This is a genomic window from Butyricimonas faecihominis, from assembly GCF_033096445.1.
Lineage (GTDB): Bacteria > Bacteroidota > Bacteroidia > Bacteroidales > Marinifilaceae > Butyricimonas > Butyricimonas faecihominis.
Window position 1 is genome coordinate 3081617 of sequence record NZ_AP028155.1, and the last position, 22193, is coordinate 3103809.

General features: G+C 43.4%; 13 protein-coding genes. All 13 read right to left on the bottom strand.

What is annotated here, in order from left to right; all coding sequences use genetic code 11:
* Positions 1-3 precede the first annotated feature (3 nt).
* Positions 4-2319: a Gldg family protein gene (locus R8806_RS12760; protein ID WP_124316219.1), complete on the bottom strand. Its 2316-nt coding sequence runs from the start codon at positions 2317-2319 to the stop codon at positions 4-6.
* Positions 2320-2326: 7 nt separating this feature from the next.
* On the bottom strand, positions 2327-3253 hold the full coding sequence (locus R8806_RS12765) for an ABC transporter ATP-binding protein (protein WP_124316218.1): 927 nt from the start codon (positions 3251-3253) through the stop codon (positions 2327-2329).
* 76 nt (positions 3254-3329) lie between these two features.
* Entirely contained in the window at positions 3330-4925 is a 1596-nt protein-coding gene (locus R8806_RS12770; protein WP_124316217.1) for a PKD-like family lipoprotein, read from the bottom strand.
* A gap of 20 nt (positions 4926-4945) precedes the next feature.
* On the bottom strand, positions 4946-5665 hold the full coding sequence (locus R8806_RS12775; protein WP_124316216.1) for a DUF4843 domain-containing protein: 720 nt from the start codon (positions 5663-5665) through the stop codon (positions 4946-4948).
* Between the two features lie 17 nt (positions 5666-5682).
* Positions 5683-7212, bottom strand: coding sequence for a RagB/SusD family nutrient uptake outer membrane protein (locus R8806_RS12780; protein ID WP_164719579.1), 1530 nt, complete (start codon positions 7210-7212; stop codon positions 5683-5685).
* 29 nt (positions 7213-7241) lie between these two features.
* Positions 7242-10610 (bottom strand): SusC/RagA family TonB-linked outer membrane protein, encoded by a 3369-nt coding sequence (locus R8806_RS12785; RefSeq protein ID WP_229783000.1) that lies wholly within the window; start codon positions 10608-10610, stop codon positions 7242-7244.
* Between the two features lie 165 nt (positions 10611-10775).
* Entirely contained in the window at positions 10776-11948 is a 1173-nt protein-coding gene (locus R8806_RS12790) for a FecR family protein (protein ID WP_124316213.1), read from the bottom strand.
* A gap of 96 nt (positions 11949-12044) precedes the next feature.
* A complete protein-coding gene (locus R8806_RS12795) occupies positions 12045-12611 on the bottom strand; it encodes an RNA polymerase sigma-70 factor (RefSeq protein ID WP_124316212.1) in 567 nt (188 codons plus the stop codon).
* A gap of 165 nt (positions 12612-12776) precedes the next feature.
* A complete protein-coding gene (locus R8806_RS12800) occupies positions 12777-15086 on the bottom strand; it encodes a Gldg family protein (RefSeq protein WP_124316211.1) in 2310 nt (769 codons plus the stop codon).
* A gap of 29 nt (positions 15087-15115) precedes the next feature.
* Positions 15116-16054, bottom strand: a complete 939-nt coding sequence (locus tag R8806_RS12805; RefSeq protein ID WP_151412064.1) for an ABC transporter ATP-binding protein — start codon at positions 16052-16054, stop codon at positions 15116-15118.
* Between the two features lie 152 nt (positions 16055-16206).
* Positions 16207-17088, bottom strand: coding sequence for a hypothetical protein (locus R8806_RS12810; protein WP_124317616.1), 882 nt, complete (start codon positions 17086-17088; stop codon positions 16207-16209).
* A 25-nt stretch (positions 17089-17113) separates the two neighbouring features.
* Positions 17114-18553, bottom strand: a complete 1440-nt coding sequence (locus R8806_RS12815) for a RagB/SusD family nutrient uptake outer membrane protein (RefSeq protein ID WP_164719775.1) — start codon at positions 18551-18553, stop codon at positions 17114-17116.
* Positions 18554-18580: 27 nt separating this feature from the next.
* Positions 18581-22165, bottom strand: coding sequence for a SusC/RagA family TonB-linked outer membrane protein (locus tag R8806_RS12820; protein WP_229783001.1), 3585 nt, complete (start codon positions 22163-22165; stop codon positions 18581-18583).
* Positions 22166-22193: the final 28 nt, after the last annotated feature.

A 22193-nucleotide genomic window follows, 5' to 3' on the forward strand; every position in this document is an offset into this window, starting at 1 on the left:
GCTCTACTTACGTTGTCTCCTATATATAATAGAAATACCCGAAATAGCGAGAGAAAGAGGGAAGAGTACCATAAAAAATAATTTAATCCAAAATCTCCAGCCGGGAGACAGATCAATATGATTATCTATTGCCGCAATGCGTTCCGTATCTATCGGGAATACATCATCTGAAAGCCAACGGAATGAACCAGAAATAATCTCAATATTATTCACCTCCATCCCTGGACGTGACAATCCAAATTCTTCATTCGTGATAAAATCACTATCACCAGAAATCACGATACGTTGTTCCTTATCACCAACTTTACGTCTCAAATATATCAATGTTGCATAAACACCTTCCTTCTCTCCGGCTTCAGCATTGCAAATGAAATCACCATCTACAAGATCTTTCGTTTCATATTCGACCCAAGCCTTATCACCCGTTTCCAACACGGGATAAACCTCAAAATCCTTCACATCCGAATAATCCAATGCCAAAGATGAAGGCACCGATACACCATATCCAAAATCACGCATACGGGCAAATGTTGAATGTTTCTCAACAGCCTCCTCCGTGTAAGTCGTTCTCAAAACAACAGGAGAACCTAACTCGTTCGGACAAGCCAATACTCCATCCGAGAAACGAACTCCTAAAGAAGCCGTCAATTCATTCATGTTTTCACTTCTTCCATACTCCCCTAAAATCACCATATCCCCTCCTCTTGCCATAAAGTCCTTCACGTTAGCCAGTGCTTTTTCCGATAAAGGTTCTCGCAAATCTGAAATAACAAGCACTGAAATATCATCTGAAACCTTCTCGTGATCCAAATCAATCTCTCGCGTGTCAAAACCTTGATTTAACAATGAATAACGGAACCATAAATCTTTCGCAAATAAATAGAAACCACGTCCTCCATAATTATTAATACTCCGTGAACCGTATCCCGTAGAAAAGGCTACCATCGGAGCTTTAGCCACGAAACGTTTCAACATAGCCGTAATTTCAGTCTCTCGCGGATGACGCTGGTTATCATTAAACAACCGCAAAAACGCTTTTTTACCATCTTTTTGTTCTGCAATACGAACAAACTGATAGCCTTCGCCACTTAAATCAACAACCTTATCAATCTCCTCCGGAGATTTAAACATTTTAAAATTCAAATCACTAATCTTACAAAGAGCCTTAGCACGCTCTTCATCAGTCATATTCGGATATTGTGCATCAAGATCTGGATTACTTGCATGATGGTAATAATATACATATTTCATCTTGATATCCGGTTTGAAACGCACATAACGTTCAAAACGTTCAAAATCCCAATTCCGGTTAAAAGGTAATCCAGCGAAATAATCTGGAGCTAAAATATTCACATATGTTGTAATGGTGAGTGGTTGAGTTAATTTCTCCATCACCTCTTGGCTCTCCGGAGACAACGTGTTACTCTTCGTGTAAGTCCCGTCATAATACAACTTTGCCTCTGGCAAAGAAGTCAAATAACCCAACAACAACGCCGTTACGATAATCGTACTGTATTTTAGAATTTTCGTACGCAAAGACATGATCTTCTTCTCCGTGTTTAATTTCAGTACAGAGAGCGAAAGAAACAATCCGATTACAATCAAAAAATACATCACATCCGCACTAGGCAGTAATCCCTCAATAAAAGAAATCGAACGTCCATAAATTGACAACCAAAAAGTAATATCTCGGACGAAATCAATTCCTTGACCAACATCTCCGATAAAATTCAATACAGCTAAAACCGCCAGCGTACCCACTGCCGCTACCACTTGATAGGCCGTAAGTGTCGACATAAACAACCCGATCGCTGAATAAGCCAAAATCAAAAGATAGATTCCCAACATTCCGACCAAAAGCATGGAAATCTGGAAATTTTCAACTGTCAACCAAGAGAAAAGCACGTTCAACCCGATAATACTCATCAAAGCTGCACCATAACACATCATGGCTAAATACTTTCCAAATATAATTGAAGAGTTCTTCACCGGAGAGGAATATAACAACTTGATCGAACCCGATTGGTACTCACGGCTCATCAACCCCATTGTGATCAACGGGATATATAAATAAAGGTTACGTAAAATCGGTTTTAAAATACCCGTCATCCAACTATTATAAATCGCAGACGACACATTCCATAATCCGCTACCCAGAGATTGAGCTCTCAACTGACTATCAAAAACATTTGCATAATCATACCCTATCAACAAGGCAAAAATAATCAACACCAACCAAGCTACAGGAGAATAGAACATAGAACTCAGTTCTATTTTAGCCACTCTAAACGTCTGTCTTATATTACTATTTAATTTCATATTCACGCTATTTTACTTTTCCGGATAATTGTGCAAAAATCTGATCCAAACTACACCTTTCAACCACAAGCTCTTTCAAATTCCAATCATTCATTACGCTCGCTTCAACATATTTCTCCGTAACCGTATTATCCTCGTTAAAAAATATTCTAAAACGGTTTTCCGACAACGCCTCCACTCCCTTGTTTGGAGCCAACCGGACAAGCACCTCCTTTCCCGGAGAATTATTCAACTCAATAATAAAACTATCAGGAGCGATATAATTATCAAAATCTTCCATAGACCCAGAAAACACTAAATGACCATTATCAATCATTTTTATATCATTACATATCGCTTGCACTTCAGACAATATATGGGTAGACAATAACACGGAGTGTTCTTCCGCAATCTCTCGAATCAGGTTACGAATATCCACAATTTGATTCGGATCCAGTCCATTTGTTGGCTCATCCAGCACCACAAAACTTGGATTATGAACAATGGCCTGTGCAATCCCCACCCGCTGTTGATATCCTCCAGAAAGATTCTTGATCAAACGATTACGAAAATGCGCAATCGAACAACGTTCCAAAGCGATATCAACAGCCTTATTCACTTCTGACTTATCCATCAAACGCAAAAAAGCTGCATTCTGCAAATACTCCTCCACTGTCAAATCCGTATACAGAGGAGGCTGCTGAGGCAAAAAACCAATATACTTTTTAGCCTCTACAGGATTTTCTCGTAAATTAATGCCATTAATAAAAACTTCCCCTTCTGTCTGATTCAAAACTCCACAAATAATATTCATTGTAGTTGACTTGCCGGCTCCATTAGATCCCAGTAAGCCCATCACCCCCTTCTTAGTGATATCAAAACTAATATCTTTTATCGCCCATTGCACACTATAGCGATGAGACAGATTTTTTACTGATACAATCGAACTTCCCATATTTACTCTTTATTAGGGATTTCTTGCAGGCACATACGACCTGCAAGAAAAGTATCCCATCCTAATTTATCCCTGATTAATAATTCCAATGATCTAATTGCTTATATTGGATATCCACTATCCGACCCACTCTCTGGTCTGCCGGATAGGCTCCTTTCGGGTAAAGCACTTTTTTCTCCTCTGCCACATTTTTGGCTTCACGAATAAACAATATGTAGAATTCCCCATTCTCAAGCCCCACAGCCATATGTTTGTTGTACATTGATTCAGCATTAATTGCTGTCACCTTTGCCCCAAAACTCTTATACAAGACTACCGAATTCTTCGGGTTTTTAAGATCTAGGAAGTAGACATTATTGCCCGCCCCAAAGAACGCATACTCCGGCTTATCCAACGGCACCGTCACTGTTGACGGCACCTCTGGCAACCCTTTTATCTCGTGTAATAACACCTCTTGTAGCACCGGACGAGCAGAAGATCCCTTCAAACGAATCAATTCCAAAAATACCTTATCAGTACTTTCCTCTCTCAACAATAGATAAATTCCATATTGATTTGTCCAATCTTCAAGCGCCCCATATCCAAACATCCCCATCTTAATCAACTCGTAACCTTCCATATTATCTAGTGGAACAATCACATCCTCCTCTGTGTTCTCAATCCCCCGGGCTGGCAATGCTACAAATCTGCCGGCTCCAGCAATATCATCCCAATAATCGCTATTCACCGTGTAAAGCATCCGCTTGTTCTTTCCATCATACACTACGGCATATCCCGTACGATTTGCCCGATAAAATCCACGGGCCACCCGACATTGCTCCAACGTCTCTCCTTCAAAAGAAAGCGGGGTCTGCAAGAAATACTCGGAATTGTATACAGTCGCTACTGCCCGAAAACGGGAGTACAACTGTCCCTTCTGATCGGCCAGTACATCCACCCGGTCCATGAACGTACCGGGATAAATAATTGCTCCCGCTGGGTAGACGCCCCCATCAAACGATTCCACCATGTCAATCTGTTTCTCGAATGATTCTCCACTTAAATCCACAGCACCACTCTCTTGGAACACGCAAACATTACCGATTATCGTCTCATAATCTACCTGCGCCCGAAAATGCTCCTGTAGTGCAATAGGACCTGTTCCCAATTTTCCATCATTTGCCATGACGTAAACATCGTCATAGAACTTCACTTTTTTAAACTCTTCAGCATCACTATCATACTCCAAATTCGAAAAGTAAGACAAGCGTGATTCGCCTTCCACATCCGACAAAATCATCCACGAATAATTATTCTCAAAAATCCCCACCACGTCAAGTGATGCACGATTCATGTACGTGATGCCATATTTGGTATCCGTCACCTCCAATACCACCTTACCGTCTTTAAAAATAGTGTCCACCGCCCAATTAAAATCACGTTGATTCCACTCCGGTCGCATATTCCCGTTCACGTACCAGTTATACGTGTAGCGGTCTGACTCCTCCGGAAGTTCAAGATTGAAATCGGGCGTAATACTCAATGATTCCCCAAAAGTCACCGAATAAGTTGGTTTCTCGAAAGTAATTTCCAATTCATTGATGTTTTTGTAATCATAATTTCCCTTATCTTCATAGCAACCGGACATCACAGCTACCACAAACAATAAAAAAGTTATATATATCTTCTTCATACCATCTTTCCATTTACAAATTAATACATCGGGATCTCCATCGGGTCTCCATTTTCTTCTTTGATATTATTGGCGAGGATGTACGCTTTCGTTTTCAATGCAATTTTTCGTTTTTCGGTATCACTAAGGCCCTCAAATGTCGAGAATCCCTCATTAGCAGCAATTATGGTCTCCAACTTCTTGAAAGAATACTTGCCAAGATATGCATCCGTAACTTCTTGTGTCCACCACAACGGTATTACTTCTTGATCGTTAAATCGAATCTTCACATCCGAATATCCCGTGTAACCCAAACCAAAATTCTCGTTTGCCACTAACCGCAACGTTAGATACACTTGTTTATCTTTCAACGACGGAGCTTTTTTCAACGTTACAGGCAACACATCCGAAGCCATCCCCTTATGAAACATCAGTTTTTCCGGAAGCGAATACTGATCCCCAGTAGCAGTTGTCAACGAGTCCACCACGCTCACCCGGTATTCCGTGTCCTCCTCCAACAATGCACCGATCAACTTGATCTGAAACTCGTGCGTCAACTCTGTCTCTCCCACGTAATGTGAAAAAGAGTACCCCACGGTATCGATCCGTTCCCGAGCAGTGGCCGACGTTTGTTTCCAACGTTCAAAAAATAACGAACGATTCGCATGATATGTTTCTATCTCCTGCTTGTCGCAACTCACTAAACTCAATGCCGCAAGCAGCCCCAGCAACAAAGTATACATTATATCTTTATTTTTCATAATTTCTGCTACAATAATTAATGAATATTTTCACTATCTGGCGTGGGAACTACAAATGAATCTAGATTCATATCCTTAATCAGCTTTTCTCCATATTTCTTGTAATAAAAGAAAGTTTGTCCCTCGGCGAAGAACTCCCGGCGAACCTCTCCCAACAAACGAGCCTTGAACGTTTCCATATCCGTGATACCCAAATCCACGGAACCGTCACAATTCCGTCCTACACGTACCTTAGTGATAAACTCGGCAGCTTTTGCCCATTGACCGATAGAAGCGTAATACTCTGCCAACACAAAGTGCATCTCACTCATACGAATCATAGGAACCATATCCTCAATTTTCGCAAGTACCTCCGCATCACCTGTTTTAGAAGGTACATTCTTCAATGGCATATAGTCTCCTTGATCATCATAAATCATCACCAATCGATAGTCCCCGGCATCAGCAAAATCATCATTCCAAATTTCATCATATTTACTGATCGTCAAACAAGCATTACTAGAAGAAGTTGCAAACTCCGTGTAATCCGTCATCAGTGTCGGGTAAGACAAGCAAAAAATTAAGTCTTCGGAAAATTTGAAATCCGGATTCCAACGGGCGTCAATACTCACATACTCCAAAGCCGGTCTTTTCTCCTCGGGATACACTAGGAAATCCACAACCTTTTGTGCATTTGCCGCAGCAAGAGAATGTTTGTCTCCTCCCCAATAGCTATAAAAACGTGCCATCAATCCTGTCACAGCCAAAGCATTAATTCGATAACCGCGATAATAATAGAACGGCAACATCTCCACGGTAGAACCATCATTTCCGGACACGGCAGTTGAAAAATCCCCTTTAAAACGATTATAGCCACTTAACATCGCTCTGTGTGCCAAATCCAACGTGTCATACGCCATAATCATCTCTTGTGCTGCTTTCAAATCCACCTCAATAGCCTCCATAGTCTCCTCCACCGTCAAGGGTGTCTGCCCTCCATAATACGGAAACTCTTTAACATAAGGAATATACAATCCTGAGGGATTAGAACTTGGCGCAGGTGCGAACATCCGTAACAAGTCAAAGTGCAACCAAGCACGAGCAGCCAGTGCCTCCCCTTTGATCATCAATCGCTCGGGCTCTCCCGTGCGAAAATCCTCTCCCGTCAACTTATCAATATTGCTAATGATGTTATTACAATTGGCAATCGCAGTATAAGCCGTACTCCATACTCCATCAATTGCCTCCTTTATATCATCGTTTGCATCGTAAGCAAACGTTCCAGCTTGATAATAATAATGGTAATTTTTGATATTATAAAAATTCTCACCCTGCAAACACCATACCCGTCCCATAGCATCCAACATACCAAACGATAATTCCTTTCCATACAATTTAGTACTGGCCATCTGCTCATACACACCATTCAAAGCATTTTGAAACCCAGTAGCCTCCTTGAAAAGGTCTGCCTCTTCAATAGAATTTTCGGGAGTTACATCCAACCAATCGGTACATGAAGAAAAAAGCATTCCCCACATAACCAGTATAAATAATATCTTTTTATTCATAACAAATCTAATTTTAGTCATGCGTCATATCATAATGAAATTTTAACAGAGAACGAAACCGTACGAGCAAAAGGATAGCTGGTACCTCGTTCTTGCTTCACGCTGGAAAGATGCAACAAATCCGTCATACCCAACGTGAACCGACACATACTCAAGTTCAGTTTTTTCGTCAAATCGGCAGGCATATCATATCCTAACTCCAACGAATTCCACGACAACATATTGTAATCCTGTACGAACCTAGAAGTCGGCTTAGTACTCTCCACGCCATCACGCCCAGAAGTCAACGCTTTATACTTCGCATGATCACCCGCTTTTTTCCATCTGCCAGTAAGTACTCGTTCGTCCACGTTATCCGTGTAAACATTCACATTCTCAACCTTATCCACTAACGTTTGGTTATAACGCTGTCCGCCAGCCTCGTACATAAAGTTCGCAAATAAACTGAATTGTTTGTAAACCACGTTAAAACCGAACATTCCCTGTACAGTCGGTTCTGACGTACCCAGCACCACCTGATCGGATGCACTCCAACTTTTCGTCTGACGTCCCTCTCGATTCAAGAAAACTTCTTGTCCATCAGCAGGATTAATACCCAAAGAACGTACGCCCCAGATGGAGCTTAACGAGCCACCCTCTTCATATTGAAGGAAAGGTTGTGATTGCAAGGCCTTTTCCGGGTCATCCCAAGCATAAGACTCCTCAAACATTTTTTTCACTCGTTCATTATACGCTTTCAAACTCTCTGAAATCTTCTCGATTCGATTGACATTGTGAGCTAAATTCGCATTAAACACAACCGACAAATCATTCCGACTGAATGCGGACACCCTCAAATCGAATTCATAGCCTTTATTGGAAATCTCTCCAATATTATCGCGATAAGAAGTAAAACCGGTAGAAGTCGGCACAGTCACATCATTAATCAAATCTATTGTCCGCTTGTTGTAGTAGCTCCCCTTAACATACAACAATCCTTTAAAAAGCGTCACCTCTCCTCCAACATCCAACGAGTTAGTCGTTTCCCATGTCAAATTCTTATTTCCTAGAGCCTGTAATTTTGTACTGATTCCCGTTTTGTACCAATTATCGGTCGAGATCAAGTACATTGTGCGTGCCGCATAAGCCGGGAAATTCGCTTTACCCGTTTGCCCATAAGAACCACGTATCTTCAATTGGTCTATAAAACCAAGATCTTGGAAGAATTTATATTTGTGTAGATTCACACCTAAACCCAATGACCAGAAAGGAGCGAATCGTTTATCCGCACCAAAAGCAGAGGATCCATCAATTCTCAACGATATGTCAGCTAAATAAATATCTTTGAATGAGTAATTTGCAGAGAAAATAAAACCAAGTAATCTCCTAGTGCTCTCAGAAAAATCCGTCTTATTGTACATTTCCTTGGCGTACTCCGGAGATGACAAATCACCGGAAGGGAATCCCAAGTAAGTTGCATTATCAGAATCAGACTTAGTCTCTTGCATGTTAACACCAGCCAAAGCATTAATCATGTGATTATTCAAAACCTTATTGTACGACAAAGTCGCATTCAAATCCCAAGTTAACCCATCATCGTGAGTCAAATACAAAGCTCCAGAAGCCAAATTACCTACAGACAAGTGATTCAAATTTTCCGGCTGCTGGGAAAGAGGGTCATAAAAACGCTTGGATTCTCCCATCGTTTTCGTCAAGCTCAACTGCCCTTTCAACAACAACCCGCTAACAATGCTCCAATTCAACGAAAAATTATTAATAAATTCATCTGTATCCGATTTGTTGAAATTCTTCAACCCAGCTTCGTACAACGGATTCGGGCGATTCATATCACCGCCTGTCCCCCAATATCTCATCGTTTTGACATATTGCCCGTTCTCATCCTTATACTCGTCGTAAGGCAACTGCTTTGCATAATCAGAAAAATCGCCATAAGGTGATTCCTCCGACCGAACCCGCTGGTAGGATAGTTGGTTTTTCAACATAAACGTCTTGTAAGTATATTGAAGTGAGAACCCGGCACTTACACGGTCACGCAAAGATCCTTTCATCACACCGTCTTGATTAGCGTATAGCAGCTCTATACCAAAACGTACATTCTCACCACCACCGTCAACGTACACACTATGCTTGTGGTTAAACACGGTTTGTAACGGCTTCGACAGCCAATAAGTATTCACGCCTTTTGTCACGTTCGCCAATTTCTCATTGTACTCCTTTTTCAAATTGTAAGGGTCCGTATACGAATCGTTCTCATCCACCACAAAGCAACCTGCCAAACGCTCTACTTCCAATTTCTCTCTAGCATTCAACAAATTGTAATCAGTCAAATCCGGAACAATCACATCTCCCACAAAATTATAATCAACATTCAATTTACCAGCTTTTGGAGTTACCGTCGTGATCACCACCACGCCATTAGCTGCACGAGAACCATAAAGAGCTGTTGCTGACGCATCTTTCAAGATTGTGATTGATTCAATCCGATTCGGATCCATATCATATAATTTGGAAACATTCACCTCAAAACCATCCATAATAAAAGTCGGCAAATTCGGATTGTCCACCAAGTTGGATTTCGCCAATGCATCACTTTCCAACTGCTTCACTCCAATACCGGATTCACCACGGATATACACCTCGGGCAACGCATTCGGATCTGATCCCCAACGATTATTCTCCTTAATTCGGAACGAGGGATCGAATGATTGAAGAGCCTTGATCACGTTCGTCTTTGACACCTTAAGCAGATCCTCCTTTTTTACCGTAACGGCATTTCCCGTAAAACTAGATGAACGGATATTACTAAAACCCGTCACCACCACATCTTCCAATGTCTCCACATCCTCCTTCATCACGACATTAATAGTATCCTTCCCGGCATACGTAATCTCTTGGGTAACCATACCCACGAAAGAGTACACCAACGTGAACTTCTTCGGGGCATTCGGAATCGTCAACGAGTATTTCCCGTCGTGGTCCGTTGCCGTTCCGATAGCAACGCCCTTCATCTGCACGGTAACCCCGGGAAGAGGATGTTTTTTCTCGTCAGAAACCTTTCCCGTTATAACGATCTTCTTTATTTCCTTATCCTCTTGGACATCCCTAGGTCGCACAACAATCATATTTCCGTTAAAAACGTATGTCAAATCTGAATTCTTAAAAACAGATATCAACACCGATTCCACAGTTTCATTGTTCACGTCCAAAGAAATCTTTCCCAATTGCTTTACTTGCTCTATATTAAACAAGAAATAAAGCTTCGTCTGACGTTGAACTTCATCAAATAACTTCTCCACACCCACGTTCTTCATTTTCAAGCTCACGCGTTCCTGTTGAGCCAAACTATTGGCTGACAACGAAAGCGTAAAGCAACAAGTGAGTAAAAAAAACAGTTTCATAATTACTAAAATTTTACGCCATGGTCTTTTAAAAAAAGACTGGCACAATCGTTTTTTTTTCATACATTTGTACTTAAAGTTATTAATACCTCAACAAGAAACTACGCCAAATAGTTTTTGTTGTACTTAATTACAAACGGGAAGTACGCCAAATACTTTCCGTTTTTATTTTGATACAATAATCGTCTTTCCTTGAACAGAAAACGTTACCCCTGTTGATAAGGTAATCGCCTCCAAAATTACACTGACATCTTTATACCGTTCCATATACCCCGAAAAATGTAGCTCTTTCACGGAAACAGTTTGATAAAAAACATCCACATCATACCAGTTCGACAAAACAGTGAGAATATCTTCCAACCTCTGATTTTCAAAACGGAAAATGCCGTCCTTCCAATCCGTATAAACTGCTACATTTACCTCTTTCACATCAATCTTTCGACTTCCTTGCTTAAACTCGGCCATCTGCCCAGGCTTTATCATACTCTCCTCTCCTGATGCCAAAATCTTGACCCCCACACTCCCCTTAACCAATACGGTTTGAATGTTCCCCTCCTGATGAGTGTTAACGTTAAAAGAAGTCCCATACACCCGAATCTCCACGCCTTCCATTTCTACCAAAAATGGACGTTCTGCATCTTTCGTTACCTCAAAATAAGCTTCCCCTGATAAATACACCTTACGCTCTTTTCCATCAAATTTAACAGGATATTTAATTCGAGTAGCCGAATTCAAATATACCAATGTTCCATCTGCCAACTTCACCTTATATTCCCCGCCACGAGGAACTTCAAGTTCATTAAAACGAAGCTCATCCATACCTTTTTCCACGGAAGAAGTATATACTAAACGATCTTTTTCTCCGGTAACCGTTATCTCCTTATCTTCCGAAATCACGCCCTCTTCCTCTTCTTTCAAAAACACCTTACGCCCATCATCCAAAACAAGTACTGCTTGTGAACACCCCGGTTGAATTCGTGTAACAGACGATGTCACTACAGGAACTTGCTCCATTTCATGGATCAACCTCCATGATCCGACAACTAAAATAGGAAATAATAACACGGCCGCATATTTCCACCAACGACCAATACCTCTCGGAGAAACTTTTCCCACACGTTTTTCAAAAGCATACAATGCCTTTTTATCATCTATCTTTTCATAAACAACCCGTTCCTTTGAAAATAAATCCTCTTGGCAAACTTGTTCAAAAAATCTTCTATTTCGAGCCTTCTCTTCACACCATTTCTCTAATTCCTGCCGTTCCTCCTTGGTTATATCTCCAAGCAAGTACAACTGTAACAAGTGAACAATTCTATCGGGACAATGATTCTTCATTTCATAATTTTTGCATCATATACAACCATGACACAAAAACGAGGTACCCTAAATTCATCTTTTTTTGAAAAATAATCAAAAAAGATGCACGACATCTTATAAAGATATGATATTCAATACAATTAACAAACAATACGACTTACCTAATCGTTCACGCAGAAAATACATCGCTTTCTTTTTCTGTGTTTTCACCGTTTCCACGGAAAGTTCCAATACTTGAGCAATTTCCTCATTTTTCTTACCTTCCAAATGCAATTTGAACACCTGCCGACAACGCTCCGGCAATTCATCCACGGCCCGATGCAACGCCCGGTACATCTCCTCACGCATTAACCGATAATCTTCGTCCTCTTCATCCTGCTCCTGCAATAAAATCTCTGCATGCCGCCGTTCAACCTCTTGGTGCTTTAAATAATTCAAGCAACGATTTTTGACCGAATCATACAAAAATGCCCGGAATCCATGATATGAATTATACTTTTTATCACTCTCCCAAATAGCAATAAAAACCTCCTGCACAATATCTTCCGACACTTCCTGCTGTCTCACATAACGCATAGCATATAATACCAGATAGCGATAGAATGAACCAAACAACTCACGGAAAGCCGGCATTTGCTTTCTATTTATCTGGTCTATAAACTCTTCTGGTTGCATACCCATGTATCTCTAATAATTGTTTGCCCACATTATTTTATGACAAAGCTATGATTTTTCAATCAAAAAAAACAAAAAATATATCATAAATTCAAAGAAACACAAAACACCCCCAAAAGCTCTTATCGAACTTTGGGGGGTTCACACAACATCTTGACAATTCCATACTACTTATTTCCGCTTTCTCCTCATCCACAACACCACGCCCCAAATCAGCAATATAGCGGGTACAATTCCCATACACGCTGTCTTCAAATAAGGCATCGCTTTCCGGCTCAAGTGTATCTTATTATCCGTTCCCATGGGGCGACGAACATCAATAGGCGCCTCTTCATCAGAGAGCCAATAGAACGTACCTGTAACCAAAGTATAATTGGCCGTCATCACCCGTAAATTCCTACGGATAGAAAACTCTTCATTACTGATACAATCCGCATCCCCAAGAATCATAATCCTTTGCTCACGATCGCCCACCTTCCGGGAAAGAGCCAGTGCCACCGGGTACATCGCCTCCACCTCTCCGGCCGCCGTATTAAGAATCACGCTATCATTCACGAAATCCCTCGTCTCCATCTCGTTCCAGCATCCGGTCGTATCTGTCCGCAAAATCTCCGTCACCTTAAATCCCCGATCTTCCGTGTAGGCCAATCCCGCGGCCCCGTTCATCACGATCTTCGCATTCCGGCCGATCAACATCTCCTGAAAGAAATAAGACATCTCTCCCGCCTCCGGCGTGGCATTCACGATCATCAAATCCGGTTGAATATCCTGTTTCACCTGTACCAAAACTCCCGGCAAAAAACGAACCCCGAACTGCTCCACAAGAGGATTCATAACATCCTGTCTTCCCACCTCTCCGGCAATCACCAAATTCCCTCCACGGGCGATATACCTATCTAACTTTTCCTGTTCCCCCGGCTCCAAAGGCTTTGTCAGATCGGCAATCACCACGATCTCAATATCATCCGGAATATCCGAACTTCCGGCAAGAGAAACATTCTCCACGTCAAACCCTTGATTAATCAAAGAATAACGGAAATTCTTCAATTGCGAAAAGAAAAGATAATCCTTCGCCCGGTCCGAATCAATCGAACGTTCTCCATGTCCGGTCAAGAACCCGACTTTCGGTAATTTCATGGTAAACCGTTTAAATGTCACGGCCATCTCCGCCTCACTCGGGAACTTCATCATATCATCAAACAGACGCAGGAAAGCCTTTTGCCCATTCTCCCGTTCTACGATTCGCACAAAACGATTCCCCTCGTCCGACAAATCCACCTTCTTCTTCAACTCTTCGGGTGCCATAAACATCTTAAAATTCAAATCACGCATATCCGCCAATTGCTCTGCTTTCTCCTTTGCCGTCGTATTCGGAAATCGCACGTCCAACCAAGGATTATTAGAAACCGAATCGTAATAATACACGTACTTCATCTTGATCTCCGGCTTAAACCGCAAATACTGCTTAAACCTCTCCAAATCCGAATTTACCATATTGGGCATCCCGATATAATAATCCCGATCCAAAAAATTGACATACGTGGTAATCGTCATTCCTCCTTCCAACTTGCTCATGACCTCCTGACTGTTAGGCGTCAAGGTATTCCGTTTCGTCTCCGTCGCATCATAATAGCACATCATCACGGGACGAGACGTCACGAATCCCAACAACATCGCAATCACCACCACGCCAAGATACTTTCCCCAAACCATGGAAAAAGAAACCCGCTGTCTCGTGGACTGCAATTTCAAGATACTCAACAACAGGAACATGGAAATCACGATCACGAAATACAAAATATCTTCACTACACAACAAACCGCTGATCATCTCGTTCGTACGCCCGGAAAGACACAACCAATACGTGATGTCCCGAACAAACGCTATATCCTGCCACACTTGATTCATGTAATTCAGTACGGCCAGAATAATCAACGTCCCGATAGCCGCAACCACCTGATAGGAAGTTAGGCACGAAACAAAAAGTCCGATAGCCGCGTAAGCACATAACAACAAATACAACCCCAGCAAACCGGATAACGCCTCAGCAAAAGCAAAATTATCCACCACGCAAGCCGCGTAACCGATATACAGGATTAACGTTCCCAACAACACCAACCCGTAAGCCATCATCGCCAAGAACTTACCCATGACAATCTGAGACGAGGTCACCGGTGAAGAATACAGCAACTTGATCGACCCGCTACTAAACTCCCGGCTCATCAACCCCATGGTCAGTAAAGGCATATAAAGGTACAAATACTGCTGTACCGTGTTATACAACCCGAACATACCCCCCAACAAATTCGCCGTCAAAAATCCATTCCCGAACCCCATATCTTCCCGGTAAACGAAATCCGCCATCAACCCCGTGAACTTCAATCCGACTTGAACGGTAAAGGCCACAAGGATCAGCCAAGCTACCGGGGAATAAAACAAAGTAAATAACTCTGCTTTCGCTATTTTCAATATTCTTCTCATAATATACTTAATTTCTTTTGACCTATATCTTATCTTTTCCCTTCACCATTCGCCTTGCCGGATAATTTAGCAAACACCTCGTCCATGGAACTCTTCTCCACCACCAACTCTTCCAATCCCCAGCCCCGGTTCACGCTCTGCTCCGCCACCCTTCTCGCCGTCTCCCGGCATCCGTCATAACGCAAACGGAACCGGTGATCCGTAACCCTCTCCACGTTACTCACTCCCTCCCAAATAAGGCTTGCCTCAGCGGGGGGATTTGCCAACGTTACCATGATCGTGTTCGGCTGTATATAATTATCAAACTGATCCAACGTACCCGAAAAGACCAGCTGACCTTGTTCTATCATCTTAATTTCTTCACAGGTAGCCTGTACCTCTGAAAGGATATGCGTGGACAAAAGCACGGAACGCTCCTCGGCAATCTCTTTAATCAAATGCCGCACCTCCACGATCTGGTTCGGGTCCAGTCCATTCGTCGGCTCGTCCAGCACCACGAACTTGGGATTATGCACGATCGCCTGCGCGATTCCCACACGCTGTTGATACCCTCCCGATAAATTCCGTACCAGCCGACTGCTGAAATGTGAAATCCCGCACCGGGCTTTCGCCTCGTCAACCGCCTTTTTCACATCCATCTTATCCACCATTCGCAGATCCGCACAATACGTGAGATACTCATCCACAGTAAAATCCATGTACAAGGGTGGTTTCTGGGGCAAGAAACCAATATTCCTTTTAGCCTCCACCGGATTCTCCCTAAAATTAATACCGTCAACGTAAACCTCCCCCTGCGTTTGTTTCAACACCCCGCAAATAATATTCATCGTGGTGGACTTCCCAGCCCCGTTCGATCCCAGCAATCCCACAACCCCCCGCTGATCTATCTCGAAATTAATATCCCGGATAGCCCACTGCACATTGTAACGATGAGACAGATTTTCTACTCTTACAACTGATTTTTCCATACAATAATTTTATAATTCAAACATCTATTCCCTTAATGTAAAGACAACACTCCCCCTGTTTATAAAGTTTACAAGCTCCAAAAACCTCGTTTACAGGGTTCCCGTCACTTGATAAACTTTACAAACTTTATGGACTTTATAAATTCTTGATACTAGTAAGTCTTGTTACCTATCTTCGCCAAATCAATATTATACTCTTTCTTGAAATGATTCACCAAAATATCATACTTCTCCTTCACCAACGGGTAAGTCAAATCACTGGCCCACTGGGTGGACGTCCGGCAAAGAATACTTGCCAAAAAATACGTCAAATCATCCGACTGCAACAACGTCTTTGTCTGCCAATTAACGTAGGTACACCATTCATTCCCGTATTGAGGGTTTGCCACGAATCCTCGTTTACGTGCGTAATCATCATCATTGGGATCAGAGCTTGCTTTCGTTGAATAATCGCTGATTTTGTAAAACTCCTCCGGTATCGATACAGCCTTCCGCACCTGCAACAAATCAAAAAACAACATCTGCACCGTGTTCTTCAACGCCAACTTCTCGGCAGCCGTCTTCTTCTTCGTGTCCGCATTCATATAACCGAAAGCCAACGAATTATCACCCGTTTTCGCACATTCTATCGGGCGATCCATATAGCTCAACACCTGATAAATCGTGTCTGCCATAAAAACCCGGTACGGCAAATTCTTTTTCAGGAACTCTTCCGGGTAAAACTGCAACCACACCTCGCCCAGCAAATCCAACATATCTCCCGCATAAGCCGGATCACCCAAAGCCAGCTTATAGCTAGTCGAATTAGCCACCTGATTCCAATTCAAATCCAACAGGGTAAAATCATACAAGAAATAAGAACCATACTTCTCGTACAAATCCACGATCCTACCATCTGCCTGCGGGGATTTCCCTTGGGGTAACACATAATCCCGTTCAAGTGCAACATCCGGTCCCAGTGCCGAGTCCTTAGCACACGAGCAAAAGAGAACACTCCCGATAAACATACCTATTACATATCTTTTTTTCATCATGAATTCTTTTAATCGTTCCTATACATCATTCTGCTTTACGCTCCGGGGTATTCGCCGAAGCATTCTGAGTCAAAGCCGGGTTCACACCCAATACGGATTCCGGCAATGGTAGCGTGTACATCGGGTCCTTCGCCTTCAACACGAAAGTCTGCAAAGTCAGCCCTTCTCCCGGCAACCACGTATGCTTAATAGAAGGCATCCCGTAACGACGCAAATCCAACCAACGATGGCCTTCTCTAGCCAACTCCAAACGACGTTCCTTGCGAATTTCCTCCAACAACAACACGGGGTCACTAATCGATACATCCGAATACCCCTCGATACGATTCCGACGCAACTCGTTCAAATCCTTCAATGCCTCCGTCACCTTATTGTCCCACAACACGTAAGCCTCTGCCCGGTTCAAGTAAGCCTCCGAAAGACGTATCGCCTGTTTTGGAGCATCCCCAAGGTCCCCCGATGCAGAAGTCCCCGTTTTTTGAAGATAATAATGCCCTCTAAGTTCATCATATGCATAATAAAGATCCACCCGTCGGTCGTTAGCACCATAACCTTCCTCCAACTCTTTTGCCATATTCAAACCATTCTCAACATAAAAACCCATACCCTCTCCACCATACATCCAAGTCACCTCCGGCGAAGAATACCTGACACAAGCAAAAGCACCATTCTTCTCGATCGCCGTCAAATCTGCCAACTTTCCACCAATCCGGATCGCTTCCGTGGCCGATTCAACCGCCTCTTTCCATTTTCCCGTGTAAAGATACACCCGTGAAAGAAGTATCTCCACCGTCGGTCGGTTAATTCTGAAATCCGTGGTCACACGACTCTCCGTCCCGAACAAATCCGCCGCTTCCGTCAAATCGTCCAAAATCCGCTCGTACACTCGCTCCACCGTTACACGGGGCACGCTAACCTCTTCCACCGAAGAAGAGAGTTTCAAAGGAACACCTGCCGCCTGTGGGTTCTCCGTGTAAGGCTCTCCATAAAGATTCACCAACCAGAAATACAACAACGCCCTCACCGACAAAGCCTCCGCTTTTATATGATTTATCTCCTGTTGCGTCCCGATAGCCTCATCGATATAATCCAACACGGCATTACACCCCTTGATCCGCTCATACATCAAATAATAAGGAGTAGACGCCAGTTCCGGGCTCATAATCGATCCCTCGTACCTTTCCGCATCACTCTGCCACGTGAAAACCGGAAAAACCCCTTTAGCCAAATCGCTACCGGCCATACTATTTCTCAAATCCGAGTCAACATCATCATCCATATATCCGGTCAGGGCCAAGGGATGGGAATTAATGGGAGAAGGATAACCCGATCCCAACAACAATTCACTAAAATCTTTTGTTGTTTTAGGAATCACCTCATCCTGAGACTTGGAGTCCAAAAAATCGGAACAAGACGTCGTCAGGATTCCCAACGCACATATTATCAATAAAATTCTTTCTTTCATTTTCATATCGTTTATCGGTTTCACTCGTTAAAAGGTCACGTTCAAAGAAAGAGACGTCGTCCGTCGTGCAGGCCAATCCTTCGTCTCCGGGTCCAACCCCTTCCATGCCTTATCAAAAGCAATCATAAACGGGTTACTCATGCTCCAACTGATACTCGCGTACTTCAAGTGAAGAACCCTTAAAATACTTTCACCCACGCTATACGTAAGCGATATTTGACGGCAACGGATCAAATCCGTGTCGGCCACTCGCAAATCCGACTGGCTGTACATGGCATAAGGAGTCATCGAACTCGTTCCCGACAACACGGGTAACATAACATAGCCAAACGAACTTGCACTATTATAATTCGGTACCGCCGGGATATTCGTCTGATCTCCCGCCTTCCGCCAACGTTTCTTCAACTGGCGCGAAACATTCTCCTGCGGCCCCGGAACACCTTTCAACGTACCGGTATACAACTCTGGCAAGCGATCCTGCCCTCCAAACTGCATCGCAAACTGCATGGTAAACGACAAGCGTTTATACCTCACCTGCGTGTTGAAACCTCCCGTGAAATCAGAATCAAAATTCCCGCTACGCACCAAGAACTCCGTGAAATCATTCGTCTTCTCAATATCCATGTTATGGAACAAAGGTTCACCATTCTCCTGACTTAACTCCTTATATCGGAAAGAATAGAATGAATTATACGACTTTCCATTCAAGACCGCCGAACCGTCCAAGAAATCTTCCAACTTGTTCACTCGTTCATTATCCGAAATCTCATTCGTCACTTTTCCCGTGTTCACGGAGAATGACCAAGTCCAATCTTGTGTGCGAACTGGAATAAAATTAACCGTCACCTCGTACCCCTTGTTATCCATTTCCGTTCCGAAAATTCTGGAATTCAACATCCCGTTCTCCCCCGGAACCTGCCGGGAAGCGATAACATCACTCTTTTTCCCGTAAGCATTGAACACCACGTTCATCCGCCCCTTCAAAAAAGAAAGATCCACGCTGGCATTCCAAGATTTCGTTTTCTCCCAACCCAGCTTCTCGTAAGGCAAATACTTTATATTCAACGTATACTGGTTATAAAATTGACTCAATCCACCGTCACTGGCGATCAAATAAGGAGACACCTCCTCCACCGAATTTCCTTGGTAACCGTAAGACCCGGATATATCCAAAGATTCCATCCAATTCCAGTTCCGGGCAAACGACTCGCTACCCACTCTCCACTTCGCCCCGATAGACCAAGTCGGTTCGAAACGATCGTTCTTATCCTGTCCGAAACGATTGGACGCATCCAAACGGGCATTAAAATTCACGACATACCGGTTATCAAAAGAATATACCGCCGTCAGAAACTCGCTGACATAATTATTCTCCCGGTTCGTCACGGATGACGCGGTCCTCATGGTATTCAAAAGAGGATTCTGTTGTGCCACGGCATTATACACCGTGGTATAGGTCGTCGGGACCGACGCGAAAGCCTCTCCCCGGTAACGCAAATAACCATAACGTGTATTTCTCGAACCGGTCGCCGTGTTGGAAGAAACTTCAAATCCCACCTGTAACGTCACGCTATGCACTTCCTTGAATAATTTATTAAATACCAGACTATTCCGGACCGACCACGTGTTTGTCGTGGCATTTTCTGTCACCAGTAAACCACCAAAAGGTAACTGCGTCATCTTCTCTTCATTACTATTCGCCGTCACCTCACCCACCTCGTAACCCCGAAGAGAGGTAATATAATTGGAATATTCCGTGGCATACGACTTCACCTCCGAGGAACTCACCGTGTAAGAAACCAACCCTTGATACTCCAAATAAGGCAAAATCTTCCACGAAACATCAAGACTCGAAGACACCATCTTCGACCGGTTCTCGTTCCCCGTGTTATTTATCTCATTCAAGATATTATACCCGTACCAGCTCTTCCCAGAAATAGCCGTACTGGAACCTCCCCATTTCTCGTGATAGTACAACGTGCCATCCTCGTTACGTAGCGGAATCGTCCGCGCCGTGTTATACGCGTAACTAAACGGGCTCACGCCGTAAGCGAAACCGAACATCTCCCGGTAACTACCGTTCAGGTTCAAGCTAATCCTCAGGTTCGGGATCAACTGTAACACCGTGTTCGAACTACCGGTAAACGTCTTCCCTTCATTTCCCTTGGCCTCGCCTTTTTCCTCGGTAATACCGATAGAAGCTCGACTGGCTATTTTCTCCGATCCCCCGGTAATACTCAAATTATGCTTGTGATTAAAAGAATTACGAAACAAAAGATCAAACCAATCCGTGTTATTGTTTGCCATCTTGTTATACTCCGTCTCCAACTGCTCGTGAGTAATCTCCTTGTTCGTCAGCTTCTGAACCAACCCGGCATACCCGATAGGCAATATGGCACTGGGATAGCGCACCCGATCCTCGTACATCTCCTTGGAAAACTCCATCAATTCCCGTGAATTCATCTGGTTGTATAACCCGTAACGCGGACGCTGACCAATACTGAAACTTCCCGAATAGGAAAAGGATGCGGACCCTGACTGCGCCTTTTTCGTGTTGATCACGATCACGCCGTTCGCCGCCTTCGAACCGTAGATGACAGTTGCCGACGCATCCTTCAACACGGTCAACGACTCTATATCCGAGGGATTCAACCAAGAAATCGCATTAGCGGCAATATCCCGTAGGTTATCCAAATCACTGGAAAGAGAGGCATCCGTCTCGCTGATCGGAAGCGGGTCTCGCTGGATGACCCCATCCACCACCCATACCGGGTCCTGACTACCTAACAACGTTGATGTTCCCCGGATTCTGATCTTAGGAGTCGAACCGACCATTCCGGAAGTTATCCGTACCGCCATTCCCGGAATCACCCCCTGCAACATCTGGTCAATTGTACTTTCCCCCGGGATCATAATATCTCTCGCATACACCTTGTTAATCGCTCCCACGTACTTACTCTTGTCCAAGGTCATGTAACCGGTGACAACCACGTCGTCCAACGTCTCCACGTCCTCCTTCATCACCACGTCGATCGTGTCTTTCCCAGCATAAACGATCTCTTGTGAAACCATCCCAACAAAAGAAAAAACTAAAGAAAACTTCTCCGGGGCATTCGGAATAGACAATTGATACCTTCCCTCCCCGTTTGTCGCTGTTCCAACTGAAAATCCTTTCAACTGAACGGTCACTCCCGGTAGCGGTTGTTTCTTCTCGTCCGTCACCTTTCCTACAAGACGAATCACTTTCGCCTGTTGTAATGAAGCCTCCCGCACGATAAACACCCCACCTTCCTCGAAAAACTCAAAACGGGTATCTTTCAAAATTTGCTTCAATGCCTCCGCGATCTCCATATCGGTAATCTTCATCTCCCGACACGGCACACGTTTCATCTTCCCGGCATCATACAAAATCCGAACTCCCGTTTGATCCTTCACTTGTTTTAGCACCTCGTTCAACGTCGTTTCCGCTTTCACCGAAAGGCTCACCCGTTGGGTAAACGCACTCGCCGAGGTGAAAAACAACACCACAAAAAGTAAAGCTAGTTTCATGACTTGTAACATTTTTCTGACACAATGTGGTCGTACCCACACGTTAGGTGGATTTTTTTTCATAACTTTGTTTCAGTTTAAAGGGTTTATA